Annotated in this window: 18 protein-coding genes; 12 read left to right on the top strand and 6 right to left on the bottom strand. The window is 48.0% G+C overall.

The window, feature by feature from the left end:
- Positions 1–3: 3 nt before the first annotated feature.
- The gene (locus tag F4X88_01970) at positions 4–1,026 is read right to left on the bottom strand and encodes a zinc-binding dehydrogenase (GenBank protein ID MYA55038.1); all 1,023 of its coding nucleotides are present in this window, start codon (positions 1,024–1,026) and stop codon (positions 4–6) included.
- A 301-nt stretch (positions 1,027–1,327) separates the two neighbouring features.
- Here F4X88_01970 and F4X88_01965 point away from each other — a divergent pair, with 301 nt between their 5' ends.
- From F4X88_01965 to F4X88_01925, 9 genes are all read left to right on the top strand, one after another.
- Complete coding sequence (locus F4X88_01965; GenBank protein MYA55037.1) at positions 1,328–1,789, top strand: RidA family protein; 462 nt, start codon at positions 1,328–1,330, stop codon at positions 1,787–1,789.
- A 131-nt stretch (positions 1,790–1,920) separates the two neighbouring features.
- The gene (locus F4X88_01960; protein ID MYA55036.1) at positions 1,921–3,114 is read left to right on the top strand and encodes a trans-2-enoyl-CoA reductase family protein; all 1,194 of its coding nucleotides are present in this window, start codon (positions 1,921–1,923) and stop codon (positions 3,112–3,114) included.
- 47 nt (positions 3,115–3,161) lie between these two features.
- Positions 3,162–3,896, top strand: coding sequence for a trehalose utilization protein ThuA (locus F4X88_01955; protein ID MYA55035.1), 735 nt, complete (start codon positions 3,162–3,164; stop codon positions 3,894–3,896).
- Positions 3,897–3,959: 63 nt separating this feature from the next.
- Positions 3,960–5,444, top strand: coding sequence for a divalent metal cation transporter (locus F4X88_01950; protein ID MYA55034.1), 1,485 nt, complete (start codon positions 3,960–3,962; stop codon positions 5,442–5,444).
- Between the two features lie 153 nt (positions 5,445–5,597).
- Complete coding sequence (locus F4X88_01945; protein ID MYA55033.1) at positions 5,598–6,323, top strand: phytanoyl-CoA dioxygenase family protein; 726 nt, start codon at positions 5,598–5,600, stop codon at positions 6,321–6,323.
- Positions 6,324–6,529: 206 nt separating this feature from the next.
- Positions 6,530–7,363 carry a LamG domain-containing protein gene (locus F4X88_01940; protein MYA55032.1) on the top strand — a complete coding sequence of 278 codons (834 nt, stop codon included), beginning with the start codon at positions 6,530–6,532 and terminating at the stop codon, positions 7,361–7,363.
- A gap of 217 nt (positions 7,364–7,580) precedes the next feature.
- The gene (gene dnaK, locus F4X88_01935) at positions 7,581–9,515 is read left to right on the top strand and encodes a molecular chaperone DnaK (GenBank protein ID MYA55031.1); all 1,935 of its coding nucleotides are present in this window, start codon (positions 7,581–7,583) and stop codon (positions 9,513–9,515) included.
- 80 nt (positions 9,516–9,595) lie between these two features.
- Positions 9,596–10,201 carry a hypothetical protein gene (locus tag F4X88_01930; protein ID MYA55030.1) on the top strand — a complete coding sequence of 202 codons (606 nt, stop codon included), beginning with the start codon at positions 9,596–9,598 and terminating at the stop codon, positions 10,199–10,201.
- A gap of 35 nt (positions 10,202–10,236) precedes the next feature.
- Positions 10,237–10,842: a hypothetical protein gene (locus F4X88_01925; protein MYA55029.1), complete on the top strand. Its 606-nt coding sequence runs from the start codon at positions 10,237–10,239 to the stop codon at positions 10,840–10,842.
- 318 nt (positions 10,843–11,160) lie between these two features.
- Here the strand turns inward: F4X88_01925 and F4X88_01920 are convergent, their stop codons facing one another.
- The 5 genes from F4X88_01920 to F4X88_01900 form a co-directional block, all read right to left on the bottom strand.
- Positions 11,161–11,397, bottom strand: a complete 237-nt coding sequence (locus F4X88_01920) for a hypothetical protein (protein MYA55028.1) — start codon at positions 11,395–11,397, stop codon at positions 11,161–11,163.
- A 1-nt stretch (position 11,398) separates the two neighbouring features.
- Positions 11,399–11,875, bottom strand: coding sequence for a type II toxin-antitoxin system VapC family toxin (locus F4X88_01915; protein MYA55027.1), 477 nt, complete (start codon positions 11,873–11,875; stop codon positions 11,399–11,401).
- A 62-nt stretch (positions 11,876–11,937) separates the two neighbouring features.
- A complete protein-coding gene (locus F4X88_01910; protein MYA55026.1) occupies positions 11,938–12,687 on the bottom strand; it encodes an IS1595 family transposase in 750 nt (249 codons plus the stop codon).
- Between the two features lie 61 nt (positions 12,688–12,748).
- Positions 12,749–13,687, bottom strand: a complete 939-nt coding sequence (gene mdh, locus F4X88_01905; protein ID MYA55025.1) for a malate dehydrogenase — start codon at positions 13,685–13,687, stop codon at positions 12,749–12,751.
- 599 nt (positions 13,688–14,286) lie between these two features.
- Positions 14,287–14,739: a hypothetical protein gene (locus tag F4X88_01900; GenBank protein ID MYA55024.1), complete on the bottom strand. Its 453-nt coding sequence runs from the start codon at positions 14,737–14,739 to the stop codon at positions 14,287–14,289.
- 894 nt (positions 14,740–15,633) lie between these two features.
- Here F4X88_01900 and F4X88_01895 point away from each other — a divergent pair.
- The 3 genes from F4X88_01895 (at position 15,634) to F4X88_01885 (ending at position 18,099) form a co-directional block, all read left to right on the top strand.
- Positions 15,634–16,200, top strand: coding sequence for an RNA polymerase sigma factor (locus F4X88_01895; protein MYA55023.1), 567 nt, complete (start codon positions 15,634–15,636; stop codon positions 16,198–16,200).
- A gap of 787 nt (positions 16,201–16,987) precedes the next feature.
- Positions 16,988–17,296 (top strand): hypothetical protein, encoded by a 309-nt coding sequence (locus F4X88_01890; protein MYA55022.1) that lies wholly within the window; start codon positions 16,988–16,990, stop codon positions 17,294–17,296.
- Between the two features lie 410 nt (positions 17,297–17,706).
- Positions 17,707–18,099: a hypothetical protein gene (locus F4X88_01885; protein ID MYA55021.1), complete on the top strand. Its 393-nt coding sequence runs from the start codon at positions 17,707–17,709 to the stop codon at positions 18,097–18,099.
- Positions 18,100–18,359: the final 260 nt, after the last annotated feature.

Below are 18,359 nucleotides of genomic sequence, written 5' to 3'. Positions count from 1 at the left end.
GGCTTATTCCCAGGGTTTCAGGATAATCTTTGAGCTTTCTTGAGATGCGGAGGTTTCAAATGCCTTCTGGATCTCACGCATCGGGAAGATATTGCTGATAAGCAGGTCGAGGAGGGGTGAGCCTTCGATGACCTTCATCAAGCCGGGAAATTGATTGAGGTTATAATGCCATGCCCCCATGAGACGCAACCCTTTACCGATGAGATCTGGGCTCACGTGGAGGATGGTGTCGTTTGTGCCGCTCTGTCCGACGAATGCAATCGTGCCACGCCGCCGCGTTGTATCGATACAGAGTCTGTGCGCGTGCACGTTCCCTGAGCAGTCGAGCGCAAAATCCACACCGCGTCCATCCGTAGTGAGATCACGAATCTGGTCTACGGCATCTTCATCGGTCGGGTTGATGACTGCTTCGACGCCCATCTGCTTTGCGCGTTCGGCGCGCCACGGGATCAGTTCCGCCGCAATGACTTTTGCCCCGCGAAACCGGGCGTTGGCAATCGCACCAAAACCGACAGGACCGATACCGGTAATCAGCACAGTGTGTGTCGCGTTAACGCCCATTTCATCAAAAGCGCGATACGACGGACCCAAGGCACAACACGCAAGGGAGGCGTGTTCGTAGGAGACATCGTCTGGAATCTTCGGGAGCAACCAAGACGGTTTGAGGATGTATTGTGCCATCGTCGCACTCCCGTGACGGGTGCCGACGAATTCCTCGAAATTGTAGTTGTTTTCGCAGTGGATGTAGTCCCCATCGGTGCAGAGTGCGCACTTCCCGCAGGGGTATTGCGGCATGACCACCACGCGGTCACCAATCTCCACTTTTCCGGGCTGAGCCATGTCAACGACTTCGCCTGCGGCTTCGTGTCCAAGCCCGTCGGTTTTGTATCCATGCTCGAAAGCGTGGTATTCGGTACACATCGGCGAAGCGTGGATTTTTACAACGACCCAATCCTCTTTCGGTATCGGATCTGGTACTTCGACGACTCCTGCTTGATGTTCACCTAAAACTGCTGCTACTTTCATAGTCGCTCCTTCTATTTTTCACTAAATATATAAGAATATTTCGATTAATCCTCGATCCATTTTAGCATAAATCAATCTATAAATCAAATTGCGGACTGTTGGGAGTGTGTAAAGTTTTTGTTATTTCTGTAACCCCGTAGGGGTGACATCTCTATAGAAATCTCTTGACAAAATTGACGAAAACCTGTTTAATAATAGAGGCATGTCCAAACCATCACAGCAAGTATTGACTTGCAGGTCCCATCAGAAGTGCCGTGTTTGCGGCATGTTGGGATTTAATCTTTAATAAAAGGGAAATCAAATGAAAATAGAACAACGACTTGAGGAATTAGGTGTAGAATTACCAGAACCCGCGGTCCCCGTAGCGAATTATGTCACGACGGTGCAGACCGGCAATCTCGTCTTTACATCAGGACACGGTCCCGGAACAGGCGAAGGTCCAATCTATAAAAGCCAACTCGGCACTGATGCGACGATCGAGGAAGGCTACGCTTCGGCACGTCAAGTGGCAATTTGCTTGTTAAGCACCCTCAAACACGCACTCGGTGATTTAGACAGAATCAAGCGTGTCGTCAAGGTGATTGGGTTCGTCAATTCGGCACCCGACTTCACCGATCAACCCGCGGTTGTCAACGGCGCATCCGACTTTTTGGTTGAGGTGTTCGGCGACAAAGGTAGACATGCACGCTCCGCAGTCGGTATGGTGCAATTGCCCGGCGGGATTCCCGTTGAAATTGAGATGGTTATCGAAATTGAGGATTAATCTCTTGAGGAAACTTAAAATCGGTATGATGCGTCACCAAAGCGCAGCCCGAAACGAAGTGGAGGGCGACTCGGGAGAGGAAGGCTTCAAGCATGGAACCACGCTTATTACTCCGCAAGGAAAGTTAAAAAATGGCAGTCCAAATTATTAAGCCTCGGATACGCGGGTTTATTTGCACCAATGCACATCCGGCAGGTTGTCATGCGAATGTCCTTAATCAGATTGATGAGATTAAACAGGGCATTCCCTACAAAGCAACAGATATGAACGCACTCGTCATCGGGGCATCAACAGGTTACGGGCTCGCCTCTCGGATCGCTCTGACCTGGGCTTACGGTGCGAAGACGCTTGGACTTCTTTATGAACGTCCCGCTGATAGCAGACGCACTGCAACGGCAGGTTACTATAACACGGCTGCTTTCCATCGACAGGCGACAGCGGATGGGTTTTTCGCTGATAGCCTCAACGGGGATGCGTTTTCCGATGAGATGAAGGCGGAGGCAATTAACCGACTCAAGGCGAATTTCGGCAAAATAGATATGCTCGTCTACAGTATCGCCGCACCCCGACGCATACATCCAAAAACCGGTGCCTCACATCAATCACAACTGAAACCGATCGGTGAGCCATATACAGGGAAAACGATTGATCTGAATCGAGAAACCATCGTTCCTGTTACCATTGATCCCGCAACTGAACAGGAGATTACGGATACAGTTGCTGTGATGGGGGGTGAAGATTTAGAGATGTGGATTGACGCATTGGCGGAAGCGGAGTTGCTCGCGCCAGAAGTCACAGTTGTTGCCTATACCTATATCGGGAGCACCTTAACGTGGCCCATTTACTGGGATGGGACCATCGGTAGAGCAAAGGACGACCTCAAGACGCGTGTTGACGCACTTGACAAGCGACTCGCAAATCAACTCGGTGGTAATGCCTATATCTCGGTGAACAAAGCCGTCGTTACACAAGCGTCCGCAGCAATCCCTGTCGTGCCGCTCTATGTCAGTATCCTCTATGACATTATGAATGCCAAGGGCATCAATGAGGCACCAATTGGGCAGATGCGACGGCTCTTCTCGGAGCATCTCGGACCTGGACTACAACCACACCTCGACAACGAACGCTATATTCGCCTCGATGACCGTGAGTTACAACCTGAGGTGACAAACGCAGTGACGGAGCGTTGGGAGCAAATCGATACCGACAATTTCCATGAACTCTCCGATTACGCAGACTTCAGGCGACGCTTCCGAAACCTGTTCGGGTTTGAAGTTGAAGGCGTAGACTACGATGAGGCGGTGGAGACGGAATTGGTGTTTTAACCCAAGTGTAGTTGAAAATGCAATTTACAATCAATAAGGAGAAACTTATGACGCAACCGATTCAGGTTACAGTCTGGAATGAATTTAGACACGAAAAAACGAACGAGTTCATTCGCGGTATCTATCCGAATGGTATCCATGCCGCTATTGCCGATGGACTCGACAAAACTGGCGGTTTTAAGGTTCGGAGCGCAACTTTAGATGAACCCGAACACGGATTAACCGACGATGTCCTCTCAAACACCGATGTTCTCATCTGGTGGGGACACGCGGCGCACGGTGCAGTTGAAGATGATATCGCCGCTAAAGTTCGCGCCCGTGTGTTAGAAGGTATGGGACTGATTGTGCTGCACTCGGCGCACTATTCTAAACCCTTTACGGGTTTGATGGGCACGTCGTGTAGTCTCAAATGGCGTGAGGCAGGCGAGAAGGAACGTCTCTGGGTCATTGAGCACGGACACCCAATCGTTGAAGGCTTAGGCGAATACTTTGAAATTGAGCACGCCGAGATGTATGGCGAGCCGTTTGATATTCCTGAACCCGATACCCTTATTTTCGTCAGCTGGTTCCCCGGCGGTGAAGTCTTCCGAAGTGGATGTTGTTATTATCGGGGCAGAGGGAAGATCTTCTATTTCCGTCCCGGTCATGAGACGTATCCCATCTTTTACGATGAGAACGTTCGACACGTTATTGCGAATGCCTCTCGATGGGCAGCGCCCGGCAACGCACCGACCCCTGTCTTTGGCAACGCGCAACCCTTAGAACCCTTAGAAGAAGAATAAGCGTATAAGTTAACAGTGAGCGGACTTCTCTCGAAGTCCGCTTGTTGTTATTGGGAACTGTTTATGCAAACAGAAGAGACACAAACGACTGAACCTGTTGACATCCCACCCGTCACCGGTCCTTATGCCGAGCCGTGGTCCCTGAAAAAGATTATAGCGCTTGCATCGGTGTTTGGACCCGCTGCGATTGTTGCCTCGGTGAGTATCGGGGCAGGCGAGACGATTGTTGTCGTTCGGGCAGGGGCGTGGGCAGGTTATAACTTGCTCTGGCTTGTCCTGCTCAGCTGCGTCGTGAAAGGTATTTTTGTCACCTATCTGCTCGGTCGCTACACAGCGGTGAGCGGTGAATACATCGGGCAGCGGCTCGCCAAGCTGCCTGGACCGCGGGGCTGGCTCCTCCTTGTGATTGTCCTCTTTGAGATGGTAGGTGCGCCATTAGCGTGGGTGCCGATTGCCAAACCGTGTGGGGCACTGCTCCATTTTTTGTTCAAAGATACACTGTCTTCAGGTATCTCGCAACTCGTTTGGGAAAACCTAATCACATCCTGCTTTATCACTCTTGCACTCCTTTTTGGTTTACGTATCTCCTTTGAGAGGCTTGAAAAACAGCAACTCATTATCTGCCTCATTCTTGTTGTCGGAACGATTATTGGCACGCTCATGGTGCGTCCCGACTTTGGTAAGGCACTCGTTGGGAGTCTCCGTTTTGGACATTTACCTGAATTCCCTGAATGGGCACCCAAAGACGCGGTTGAAAACCCGTTATTGACAATGGCGACTGCGTTTGGTTACGTCGGTGGTTCTGTAATGGGATACGTTGTTTACGCAAATTGGGTGAGCATGCACCGGTGGGGGATGACATCACATCGGAACATTGACGCGATCCGTCAGCGTGCCGCCACTCGTGATAGAATTGATTACCTCCCTGAACACCCTGAGCAGGTCAGTCAACTCCGAAAAATCCTTGCCCCGCTCCGATGGGATGTCGGTATGGGTGCGATAGTGTTGTTTATCGTGACAGGCGCGTTCATGATCTCAGGTGCGGCTGTCCTGTATGGAATGCAAAGCACTTTTGAAGGGTGGAGTCTGCTTACCGAACAGGCGAGTGTCTGGAAAAATATTCATGCTTCACTCGTATGGGTGTACTACATCTGTATCATCGTCGCGCTGTGGGGAACGCTGCAGGCACTTCCTGAGATTTACGCACGGGTGATGCAAGAGTTCTTCCAAGCGATCTGGCCCCATCGCGAATGGAACTACGATACACTCCGTAGATGGATTTGTGTCTATATTTTCCTAACGACAATGGTGCTCATTTGGTTGAACATCCCGTTCGATATCTTGACACAGATCGCAGGTTTTATTTTGGCGAATTTTTCGATCGCGTTGATGATGATCGCAGCACTCTATCTCAACGCCAAGCTACCCACTGCTTATCGGACGCGCCCGTTCATGTTCATCGGTGCCTTGATTTCCGCAGCCGTGCTTGTTACATTTGCCGGAATCAGCGGTTGGGGATTGTTCGCCAAACTGTTCGTTAGCAATTGAGGTTTTTAATTTATGGATGCCTCGCGCGCGAGTTCTTGGTATCCTACACAACCCGTAGTCCGTAACGAAGTGGAGGACGGATGTATCGGAAGGCACGTAAGTGCCTAAACATACGTTGTTTCTCCGCAAGGTAAAATTAAAAAAGGAGATGAGATTATGGCAGGCATCAAAGATGAGCTCAAGAAATTGCAACAGAACGGCTTCGTTTTGATAGAGGGGGCGTTGTCGCCAGATGAGACAGAGAATATCCGTCAGCGGATTAACTATGCCCGTGAGAAAGGGTGGGAGGAAGGTCTAAACGCTGTCGGGAACATGTGGTTTGATACCTTGCTCGATCGCGAACCCGATACGTACCAACCGCTCGTTGGGCATCCGAGTGTCCGCCCCTATCTTGAGGGGTTAATGGGCAAACAGTGCCAACTTCGGAGCCTACGGGCACACATCAATCCGGGTCCGTATCTCCAAGAGTGGCACATGGATTTTTATGGCTATTGGCAGGAACAGCGATATGTTCAAGAACATCCGTTTGCAATGGCACCCGTCGGGATTAACACCACCTACTACTTCCAAGACAACGATCCGGGTGAGGGACACCTCAAGTTTATCAAAGGCGGTCATCTAACAGAACCACCGCACCTCTATCCGATAGATCGTCCTAAATTCGAGGAATGGTGTGAGGCACAAGAACACGTTATCCTGTATCCGAAAGCAGGGGATTGTGTCGTGTTTATCAACCATATCCCGCATCAGGGTGCCAAAGAACGGGACGATATGGAGCGGAGCAATGTTGTGTGTCATTATCAGGTAACACCGATGTACGAAGGTGTTTGGCATGTCTCTCGTCCGCGCGGATATCAAGGAACATTTCCGTTTGCTTAGAACCTATCTTATCAGTAAATGTCCTACAAGTCCCCCTGATAAGGGGGATTTAGGGGGTTTCTCCTATGAGAAATGCTATTGGACAATACGCTGAAACTATTTATGGGATGCACTGTAGAGATATATGTGAGTGTTTCACGGGCGGGTGTTCTTGGCATCCGCCCGTATCGTTTCATGACTTAACCTTATAAAACTGGAGGATACTCATGCGTAACTTACAGACCAAAACCCCGTATGTGAAGAGGGTATGCTTGTGTGTTGTGTGTCTGGTGGTGAGTTTACAAAGTATCGGCACAGCCGCGGAACTTGAGGGGTTGGTCGTCTATTTCGCTTTTGAAGAGGGGGCTGGTAAAGCCGTGGCGGATCTCTCGGGTAACGGACAGGATGGAAAATTAGAGGGGGATACGTCGTGGACGGATGGGAAATTCGGGAAAGCGGTGAATTTCGGCGGAAAAGATGGAATCGTTAGCGTAGAGCATTCCGATGCCTTTGAATTTACCGATGGAATTACGATTGTCGCTTGGATTCTGCCCACTTTGAAGGCGGGACCCGGCACATGGCAACTCATAGCAGCGAAGGGACCTGACGTGCAGGAATTTTTCGAGGTGCTGCTCCATCCCGACGGTTTTATATGGATGGGATGGAAGTTGACGGGTGGACGCGTTGTGCCGGCACAAAGCCCCCGCGATGTCGTTAAAGACAAATGGCAACACGTCGCTGTTTCATTTCAGAGTGGTGAGTGGTGGACTGTCTATCTCGATGGCGAGGTCCTGATAGATTATCCGAAGAATGGGAATGAACTGGTGCCGATTGATGCCCCGCTCTTACTCGGTAGGGAGGATCCGCCCGCCCTCAATCGCTACTATAACGGCGTTATTGATGAGTTTGCACTCTTTAACCGTGGGCTTTCACAGGATGAGGTTAAAGAAATTCAGGGGAGTAGTATCCAAGAGATTTTGGCTGTTGAACCCGATGAAAAATTATCGACGACATGGGGGGTTCTTAAAGGAAGATATGCGGGCGGTAGTAAGTCAAATTGACATATAGAACCACAACCCTTTTAAGACTGTGCCAATTTGGCAGACAACCCGCGGGAATTTCCCTTATTTCCATCAATTACCATTGGCATAAATATTGCATACTATGTTGTAGCAGAAACTGTTGGTTTGTGCCAGTTCCAAGAACGCTAACCGGAATTCACCATAGTTTGTGCTTAATTCTGAAATCTATCATATTTATGCAAAGGAGAAATCGAAGATGAGCAAAGTCATTGGAATTGATTTAGGGACAACAAATTCATGTGTGGCTGTTTTAGAGAGCGGTGATACCAAGGTGATTGAAAACACCGAAGGAAACCGAACGACTCCCTCGATTGTTGGTTTCACCAGTGACGGTGAACGTCCCGTCGGACAGGTCGCAAAAAGACAAGCCATCACGAACCCACAAAATACAATCTTTTCGATTAAAAGGTTCATGGGACGGAAATATAACGAGATTGGGGACGATGCCAATCGTGTATCCTATGAATTAAAAGCAGGTAAAGATGGCGATGTCGCTGTAAATATTGAGAGCAAGGATTACTCGCCGCCTGAAATCTCCGCTATGGTTTTGCGGAAAATGAAGGAAACCGCCGAGGCATACCTTGGAGAGGAGGTCACGAAAGCGGTTATTACCGTTCCTGCCTACTTCAACGACTCCCAACGTCAGGCGACAGCCGATGCAGGGAAGATCGCGGGGTTAGAGGTCGAGCGGATTATCAACGAACCGACCGCCGCATCTCTCGCTTACGGGTTGCAAAATGAAGGCGATAAAAAGATCGCAGTCTATGATCTCGGGGGCGGCACGTTTGACATCTCTATCTTGGAAATCGGAGATGGCGTTTTTGAGGTGAAAAGTACCAATGGTGATACACACCTCGGGGGTGATGACTTTGATCAGACGGTTATTGACTGGATGGCGCAAGAATTCCTCAGTAGCCAAGGCATCGACCTTCGCAACGATCCGATGGCACTGCAACGCCTGAAAGAAGCCGCAGAAACAGCAAAGTGTGAGCTTTCCAGCACGCAACAGACTGAGATTAACCTGCCTTTTATTACCAGTGATGCCAGCGGACCGAAGCACCTTAACTTGACGCTCACTCGCCCAAAACTGGAGCAAATTACAGATAGCCTCGTCCAACGGTCGCTCGATCCTTGTCGACAGGCTCTGGCGGACGCTGAAATGCAACCCGCCGATATCGATGAGGTTATCCTCGTCGGTGGACAAACGCGCATGCCTAAGGTTCAAGAAGCCGTCCAACAACTCTTCGGCAAAGAACCCCACAAAGGGGTCAATCCAGATGAAGTCGTCGCGATTGGTGCCGCAATCCAAGGCGGTGTGCTCGCTGGGGATGAAGAAGTCAAAGATATTCTTTTGTTGGATGTCACGCCGCTCTCACTTGGGATTGAGACACTCGGTGGCATGTTCACACGGTTGATTGACCGGAACACAACAATTCCTACGAAGAAATCGAATGTCTTCACGACGGCTGAGAACAATCAGACCTCGGTCGATGTGCATGTCCTCCAAGGTGAACGGGAACAGGCGGTTTACAACAAAACCATCGGACGCTTCCGTTTGAGCGAGTTGCCACCAGCTCCCAGAGGTATTCCACAGATTGAAGTGACGTTTGATATTGACGCAAACGGCATCCTCAACGTGTCTGCTAAGGATACTGCAACCGGTAAGGAGCAAAAGATTACCATTACCGCATCCTCTGGGCTTACCGATGCCGAGATTGATCAGATGGTAAAAGATGCAGAGACACACGCCGAAGAGGATAAGCAGAAACGTGAGGAGGTTGAGACGCGTAACCAGGCGGATTCTATGGTCTACGAGACTGAGAAGAACCTGAACGAGTTCGGGGACAAGGTAGACGATGCTTCCAAGGAGAAAGTGAACGATGCCGTTGCCCGGGTCAAACAGGCATTGGAAGCGGACAACCATGCTGAAATCCAATCCGCTACGGAGGCGTTAACACAAGTCTGGCATGAAGTTTCTGCGCAGATGTATCAACAGACAGCGGATGCCGGTGCGGATCCAGGAGCTGCTGCAGGCGATCCATCTGCTGCCGGTCCGACAGCGGATTCCGCGGATAGCGAGGTCGTTGACGCTGAATACGAAGTCGTTGACGAGGACGAGAAGAAACAGTAGTAGGCATACGCGGGGTGCCGTTACAGGTGTATGACGCTCTGAAGTTGTCCTTACGATAATGTCGACGGAAGGTTCAAGCAATGGCTTATAGCAATTTTACGCTGGAAGCAGTCGTAACAACGTTTCAATTAGAGATCGTTGAATCCGCGGCACTCTTTGCTGAAGTAGAAGTGGTAACCCCCAGTGCCCACCTGACGACGGCATTAGCAAAAAAGACACCATTAGCTACCGCTATCAGCACCGAAAAAGCACGTTCAGAATTGATTGTCGCTGATGTTCTGGTTGAACTTCGCGAGCACTGTGACCAACACATCAGTTTCTTTTCTGGAACCGACTTCAGCGTTGACCCTGAAGAGGGTTTGACCGGCGTGTGCGATTTTTTAGTGAGTCTGTCACCAAACCAATTTTATGTGGAAGCTCCTGTTCTCATCCTTGTTGAAGCGAAAAATGCTGACATAAAACTTGGGCTTGGACAGTGTGTCGCCGAGATGATCGCCGCCCAACGCTTTAATGCAGAAAGAGGGAACGATATCCCTTGTGTTTATGGTGCTTCCACAACAGGGATAGATTGGCTGTTCCTCAAGTTGGAAGGAAAATGTCTGCACATTGATATGGTGACCTACACGATTGAGCGGTGCGACAGGATCCTTGGCATCCTTTCCAGTATGGTCGCACAAAAAGCGTGAGAGACAAAAGCGGTGAGGTAGTTGGAGGGATAGATATGGCTTATAGCAATTTTACGTTGGATGCAGTGGTAACGGCGTTTCAACTAGACATCGTTGAGGCCCCTAGCCTTTTTGCTGAAATAGAGACAATTGTTCCCAGTAGTTATCTCACAGAATTCTTGACAAAAAAGGTTCAGTTGGCTGCCGCAATAGGGACAGAAAAGGCAAAATCAGAACTGATTGTTGCTGATGTATTGTTTGAACTCCGCGAGCAATTTGATCGCCGTATCAGTTTTTTTTCCGGTATTGAGTTTAGTGTTGATGAGGAAAGCGGATTAACCGGGGTGTGCGATTTTTTAGTCAGCTTGTCGCCAGTGCAGCATTTGTTACAGGCCCCTATGATCGTTCTTGTTGAGGCGAAGAAGGACGATCTGAAACTAGGTATGGGGCAATGTATTGCTGAGATGCTTGCCGTACAGCGTTTTAATGCTGAACGCGGAAATGATATCCCTTGTGTTTATGGTGCCTCCACAACAGGAATAGATTGGCTGTTTCTTAAATTGGAAGGAAAGTGTCTACACATTGGTATGGAGGTCTATCCAATTCAACAGCCCGGCAGGATCCTCGGCATCCTCTCGAGTATGGTCGCCCAGAAGGCGTGAGTCGGCTTAAATTTACATTATAGTTAGGACTTACGCATTTTCTCTTAAAGTCCCCCTGATAAGGGGGATTGAGGGGGTTAAATCACTGAATAACGCCTTTTTCGGTGACAGTTACCGCTTTTTTATGCAACTTGCGTAAGTCCTGTTCTGTTTTCATAGCACCTCTCACATTATATGGGGTAGGTGCTTTTTTCTTTCAATACCTTATGGATTTCAACCGTAGCGAGCGTATCCGTTTTGCAGTATGTTTTCAAACGCTCAATCCATTCGTTCTTTTCCGTTCATTCCGGAGGACACGCTGTCGTTGCTTCAACTACTTCAGTCTGATGTTTCAATATTGGCGGGTTCCGCAATTTTGGGGTTCTCATTCGGTAGGGCAGCAAACCGATATTTACCAGACTGCCGCATTTTTTCCTCTAACGCTTGATAGTGTGCGACCAGTTGACCGACATCGTGGTTGAACCGTGCCGATATTTTATGCCGAATTTCGCGAACCTCCTTAACAATTTCGCATTCAGCACTTTCTTCGTTTTCTATAATTTTTCTGTCTTCCATTTTAGCCACTGCCTCCCAAATAATTCAACGGTGTTGTTAATTCTGGTGTTGCTAAGCCGAGTTCTCGATTAATCCGCTGGATGATAGGAATTTTACTCGCATTGGCAATATGCGAACGGTTCCACGTAAGCAGCGTGTCCATCCTATGAAAAGAAGCAATTGCCAAATGAAGCGCATCACCAGACGGATCTTGGGGCATTATGAACCTGTCAATATAAAGCTGCATAATTTGACGGATATCAGCAGTGATTGGCAATATCTCAAGATTTTCTACCAGAGCAATCCGATCTCGGGTTTTCTCACTTATTCCATCACTCAGTTCCTCAATAACAGCAGGGCTTGAAGTCAGAATAAATACATTCGCGTATTCGTCCCACCACTGCCGAGTCACCCTTTGCCGTGCGCGTGAGCCGTCGTCGGTTCGTAATGTATAGTAAGCACTCGGAATTGACGTATCAATGTAGATACGTTTCTTGATCTCCTCAGACAATAATTATACTCCATTTGTATATAAGAATGCCAAGCAATTACCCCTGCAGTCTATTCGGAAAGACCATCACCGTCTGCGTCTCTCGCCCACTCGCCATCTTTATGTAAAACGATCTTACGCAGACGTTCAATGCTGTTATATCCACGCCAACCCTCTGGATATACCGTCGCCGTCGGCAGTGTAAGTTGATGCACGTGGGACGAAAGCGTCAGAGCCTCCGTGCGATGCACAAGACGTAAGCGCAGACACCCACTTTCACGACCTTTCGTCCCAACAATCGGGGGACGATCCTTTTCATAAGTGCCGTGTCCGCGCCGTTTATTGCCACGCCGACGCGGCGGATCCGAAGGATCACCGTGCTTATCGCCTTTTTCACCCGCGTTTTGGAACATCTCATCTGTTTCAACTTCAGCGTCCGGTAAAGCCACCGAAGGCTGTAGCTGCGCCGCCGAGGCGTGAAGTTTACGTCTGATCGCAAGCACGGTTTGACGGGGGATCTCTAACTCACGGGCAAGTTGTGAACTCGAAACACCTTGACAGATGCCGCGTAAAAGCAGCACCACCTGTGAGGGGCGAAACTGCGTGTGTGCAAAGACCGTGCCTGTATAGAGATTGTAGATGCTCTCGCAGTGTTTGCAGCGATAGACGTCAAGACCACTTGTTGCGGTCTTACGGAAGTGGCGTGCCCCGGAGACGCTCGCTTGGCATTTCGGACAACACAGACCTTCGGAGTGGAAATGGTTCAACACCCAGGTTTCAGCTGCTGCTTCATCTATGAGAGTGTGTATCGGAAAATCCATACGACACATCCTAACACAACTTCAAAAAATAGCACGCACTTTTTACATGAGCCAAGATTGCTTAGTACCCAAGCAATTCGATGCCTTCTTTATAGGTCGCTGCGGAATGTTGTAAAGAGCCAATTTCGTCATCCGTGAGTTCGATTTCGAGAATCTCTTCCACCCCGTTTCCACCGAGTTTAATCGGAACGCCAATATAAAGGTCGTCGATACCGTACTGTCCGGTGAGATGTGCAGAGCAGGGCAACAGCCGTTTTTTGTCGAGAATAATCGCCTCAGCCATCTGTGCCAGGGAGGCACCCGCGGCATAATAGCCACTCGTCTTGAGGAGGTTAACGATTTCAGCACCCCCGTCACGCGTCCGTTGTGCCATTGATTCGATGCGATCTTCCGGTATAAGCTGCGGGATCGGGATACCGTTGACGGTGGTATAGCGCGGGAGTGGGACCATTGTATCGCCGTGTCCACCGAGTACGAGCGCATGGATGTCTTCCATGGAGACACCGAGTTCGAGCGAAATAAAATAGCGAAATCGTGCCGAATCCAGCACGCCTGCTTGTCCGACGACGCGATGTGATGGGAAGCCTGACACCTTCCATGCATGATAAGTCATGATGTCGAGCGGGTTGGTGAGCATCATGATAATGCAATCTGGCGACTGTTTCACGACGTTTTCTGTGACGCTGCCGACGATATTAGCGTTGGTTTGCAACAGATCCTCGCGCGTCATCCCCGGTTTCCGTGGGGAACCTGATGTGATGATGACGAGATCCGAACCTGCGGTTGCTGCGTAGTCAAGATCTCCGTCAACGGCGGCATCAAACATTTCTACAGGCCCCATTTGTGCCATGTCCAATGCCTTACCTTGTGGGACCCCGTCTACGATGTCTATCATGACGACATCCCCGAGTTGTTTTTGTGCGATCAGGAACGCAGCTGTTGCGCCGACATTCCCTGCACCGATAACACTGATTTTTTTTCTTGCCACTTCTGCCTCCATTCGCGTAAATTCGACTTTAGTGTATAGGTGTGTTTATCGAACTCACGTTCTATTATGAAAATGTACAGATTTTATCCTTTATTGAATGTATTAATTATACCCAGAAATCTGAAAATAATCAAGGAAGGACATCATTGGGTTCAGAGGCGTTCAGTTCTTCTTTCTTTTCCCAGATTTCTATCCTAAGTCCGGTAGGGGCGGTTTCCTAACCGCACCGGATCCGCGAAAAAAGACGCAAAACCCGATAATTTTTTGAAACTGATGCGTCTAAATCGCCTTCAAAATCGTCGTAGGATTTCCATTCGGGTGCGGCAAACGCACTCGGTAGGGTGAGTGCTGCCAACATGGAAATAAAACGTCAGTTTGAAAATAAATTCGTAGGTCGGGTAGAGCGGGAAAACACCCAAAAAAAAACGCAAAATGTGGACAGATTTGACCTTTTTCAACCCGCTTTTTGACGAAATCACCGTAGCGAAACCCGACATCTCGCTTTTATCAAACTCACGTAAATAAACGATATAGGTTTCATGGGAATGCTCCTAAATATACGCGGGGGCGCGCATAGCAAAGAACAAGCTTAAGTCCTGCCCGTAAAGTTGTTAAACTTTGAAGCGATTCAAAATTTGTGGTAATCCCTCTGGTATCTCACCGCGCTTCATTCTTATTTCAAGGTGCGCGCTCGCGAGATACCCCTCTTCTTTCCGTGTGTCGGCACCGACGATTGGCTTCGCTACGATTTGCATATCTTCAGAGAGCTCTAACGTAAAATTCAGAACGACAAAGTCTGGCAGCCACGCTGTTAGTATCTGGCAAACCTCTTGCGCGATCGAAGATGTCTCGGATTGCAAGTCGATGTCTTCGTTGAAGATACACTGAATTGCTGCAATCGCCCAATCCTGTATGAGCGCGCAAGCCGTTTCAAATTCTATCGTTGTCCCAAATTCGCCATTCGCGTTGTCTTTTGCCGTTTCACAGGTTATCAGTCCGGTGTTGAGCCGTTTAATCAATGCAACGATCTGTGGATCCTTACCCGCTTCTTTTGCGCGATTCACTACGAATTCAAGATGTTCAGCTGTGACATTTGACGCTTATGCACATTCGCAATATGTTTATAGTTCCATGTTGCAAGGTATTCAACGTTATATACGGAGGCAACGGCAATATGCTTCGCGTCGGTCTGTGAACTCTGAGGAACCGTTCCTGAATTAAGTAATGCTTGAGTAAGTTGAGAAGCTGCAGGTGTTGTTTCAAATACAGTGAAGGGGCGTAGTAAATGGATTCGACGCTCAACTAACATCTTATCGCCCTCTTCAATTTCGTCCAAAACTGCATCTGAAATAATAAAATCGAATCTATGTGCATGTTCATACCAAAACTGATGAGTCGCTTATTGACGAGCAGCTATGGTTGCATTTTGGCTAAGACGCGCAGCAAGATAACTAAAAGCTGTAGTCTCAATATAGACTTTCGGTTTCTGTCTGTGGATACCAGCGCGCCGTTGGATTTTTTTTCAATCTCCCAGACATAAAAAATATAGGTAATATTACCCTAAATATTGGGAAATGTCAAGTTTTTGCTGAAAAGAGAATAGTTTTCACTCAGAGCCATTCAATTGTCACAAACCACTTTTGTGGGAGGGGTTTGTAACCCCGACTCTTGCGGATAGCAGTGTGTCCGTATTCCCGATAATGGACTCAGAAAACCTAAAACTGAATGGCTCTGAGTTTTCAGTCAGGGTCATTTAGTTCTCTGACGAGAGCGAACGACAAATCACAGCATACCACTGTAGGAGCGAGCGCCAGCTCGCGACTTCTTCCCTTCTTCCAACCTTCCCTCTCTTCTGATTGCTTTTTCCATAATTTAAAAAAAACAACAATTTTTTCATTTTCCTGAACCTTTTGGGGGTAACGCGTCCTCTATGCCCGAATCTAATCTGGTTATCGCTAATGGATGATGATATAGCAACGACTGAAGATTTAGTTCGGAGACTCCAAACGGGGGATGATAAGTCCCTCAATGAGTTGATGATACACTACAAATCACATATATGGCCCCTGATTCTCGCAGAATCCCGAAACTTCCGAGATGCCGAGGAAATCCTACAGGATACTTGGCTGGCGGTCTGGGAGAACATCAACGGCTTGCGGGATGTAAGTAGTTTCAGTGGGTGGTTACGGAAAATCGCCTATAACCAATGCAGGCGGTATTACAATACCACATACCATTCGCAAGGCGAGCGTCCTTACGAAGACGAGGGGTTGGCGTGGCACGTCAATAGGAGTGCTGAGATTCTCCTTCGTGAAGAAGAATGGAAAGCAAATGCTGTTGAAGCAGTGTATCACCTGCCGAATAAGCCTGAATATATCCGCGAAGTCGCTATATTGTTTTATCTTCACGATATACCGCTAAAGGAGATTGCGGGAGAACTTGAGTTGCCACTCGGCACAGTCAAGCGCAAACTTCATGAGGCACGAGGGCTTCTACGAAAAGAGTTCGGGATAGAGCCTGAGTGAAAGTAGCGGTAGCTGGTTGGATTGTGTTTTGGTTTATGTTTTTCATGGTGTCCTACTTTTTTGCTGGGCATAACACAACTTTCCAATCACAGAGAAAAACAATGCGTAAACATTTACAGCTAATGGCATGCTTAATGCTACTTTCGCTTGTTGTTTTTTCACACAAGCGTGTATGCACACGATAATGATGACGACTGTCCAGATTGTGATGGGAGTGGTCAACTTTCTCCAGGGTGTTCTCATTGTGGTAGAGTTCGTTCACCCTCTTTGGGTGAATGGATAGGTAGTTTAATTACGGATGTGGTCCCGTAGGGCAGCAGCATCCTGAATAACATTTATACATTTCTCACCCCTGATTCAGTATCTGGTTCCTTTTTGATAGGAGTGAGTACCTGCTCTTATTGTGGTGAAGATTACGGTAATATGAATAGTTCGGACTCTGGTTATAGAATGTATTTTGTAATTGGCAACCTCTAAAGTTTTTGAGGCGTATCGTAGGTGATACCAGCGCCCATCAGCACGGCACTACCATAATCAGAGTATGGACAGTGCTAACTTAATTGTAGCACATACTGAACGCAGTTTGTGTGTCTTTTAGGTTAGCACCCAATAGCGAAAATATGAGGATCGCCTGACCTTTTTCTTTCTCGACCTGTTGGCGCGATCCCTCCAAGTAAGTTGTATAGAAATAAGGTTACCAGCCGTAATTATGAGGAGGTCTTTTATTTAACAGGCTGGTAACCTGACCTCCTCACCTTTCACTTACACCAGCCGAAAGGTGAGAAAAATGCTTACGAAAACATTATCGGGGCTTTTGATTGTTGCGACGCTTTCTTTTTGTGTTCCGCAACCGGCGGATGCTGTATTGCCGGGGCTAATTCGCCTTCTCCACGACCCAAGAGTCCAAGGTGTAATTGAGTCAACTATCCAAGACCCAAGCACACCAGATACAATAGCGGATGTTTGGGATTGGGCCACAGATACCGCATCAGACATCGCAGATGAAATAGAAGAAGGGCTGCAAGATCTTTCTGAAGTCAACCCTATGTGCGTGTTCTGTGCGATGACAGGAATTCACATCTGTAGTGGTAGTTGAAGGATCTCTCGATGCGGAACTCATAGCCCCAACAGAAGTTTCTGGTGGGGCACTTTCTACCCAATGATGTCCAAATCAGTCTCAAGATGCTCATAACCCTCGCGAAGAAGTCTGATTTTTTTCTTTCTTCTTCATAAAAATCTTATTTAACGTGAGTTTGAAAAAAGCATAATGTCTAAAACAGCATAGGTAAATCGTTCCTTTGCTGAAGTTCAGCGAAACTCAGCGAGAGTTTGTTCTCCGATTCTGATATGCCAAGAAAAGGTCGTCTATTTCACAAAAAAGTGTTATAATTCCCATCGGAGGACTTTTTTTGTCGAAGATAGAATACTGCATTATACCAAAAGGGTTCTCTTTATACAAAAAATATTTGATTATTTGTCAAACTCACGTTATTTAGAAGGTGATATATGCGATTGAGATTTCTCTCTCCGGATAAACAGAAACATGAAATTGCCAGACTTGTTGGGGCAATCCTATTCTTTGTTGGCGGCACACTTTTGTTCATCGGTGTTGAAACTGAAGATATATTTCTCTACGGAGTGCTACTACTAGTGTGGTATGGTATGTCGTGGGTGGCATACCGTGAGAACCCTGACAAGCCTCTCCATCTAATACAAGAGATTTTCTGCTTTCTTCTCTTTTGCGTGATTTCGGTGATACTTGGCGTTATCGCCGTATACCTCCCAAAGTGGATAACCCATGCGGGTTTAGGGATTCTTATTGACCTCGTGCTTATAGTTCTTTTCTTGGTGTTTCTATTCGCCCGCGGGGGCTCTTCAAAGAAAGAGCCAAAAGTCTAAAGGGCACCTCCAAATTATAGGAGGCGGGCTTCAATTGTGAACATATTCGGGAAAAACTTTCTACTTCTACCCGGCGGTAGAGATGTCCCGAATGTGGCTCTCGACACGATAGGGACGTAAACGCTGCTTAGATGTCCTTGTGCAGCAATATGAGATCTACAAAGTAGGTTTTTACTACTATGAAGCACAAACCCCACGCGTTAGCCTCTCGACACGATAGGGACGTAAACGCTGCTTAGATGTCCTTGTGCAGCAATATG

It is taken from the genome of Candidatus Poribacteria bacterium (genome assembly GCA_009839745.1).
Classification (GTDB): domain Bacteria; phylum Poribacteria; class WGA-4E; order WGA-4E; family WGA-3G; genus WGA-3G.
This window is presented reverse-complemented; position numbering and strand designations above follow the sequence as displayed.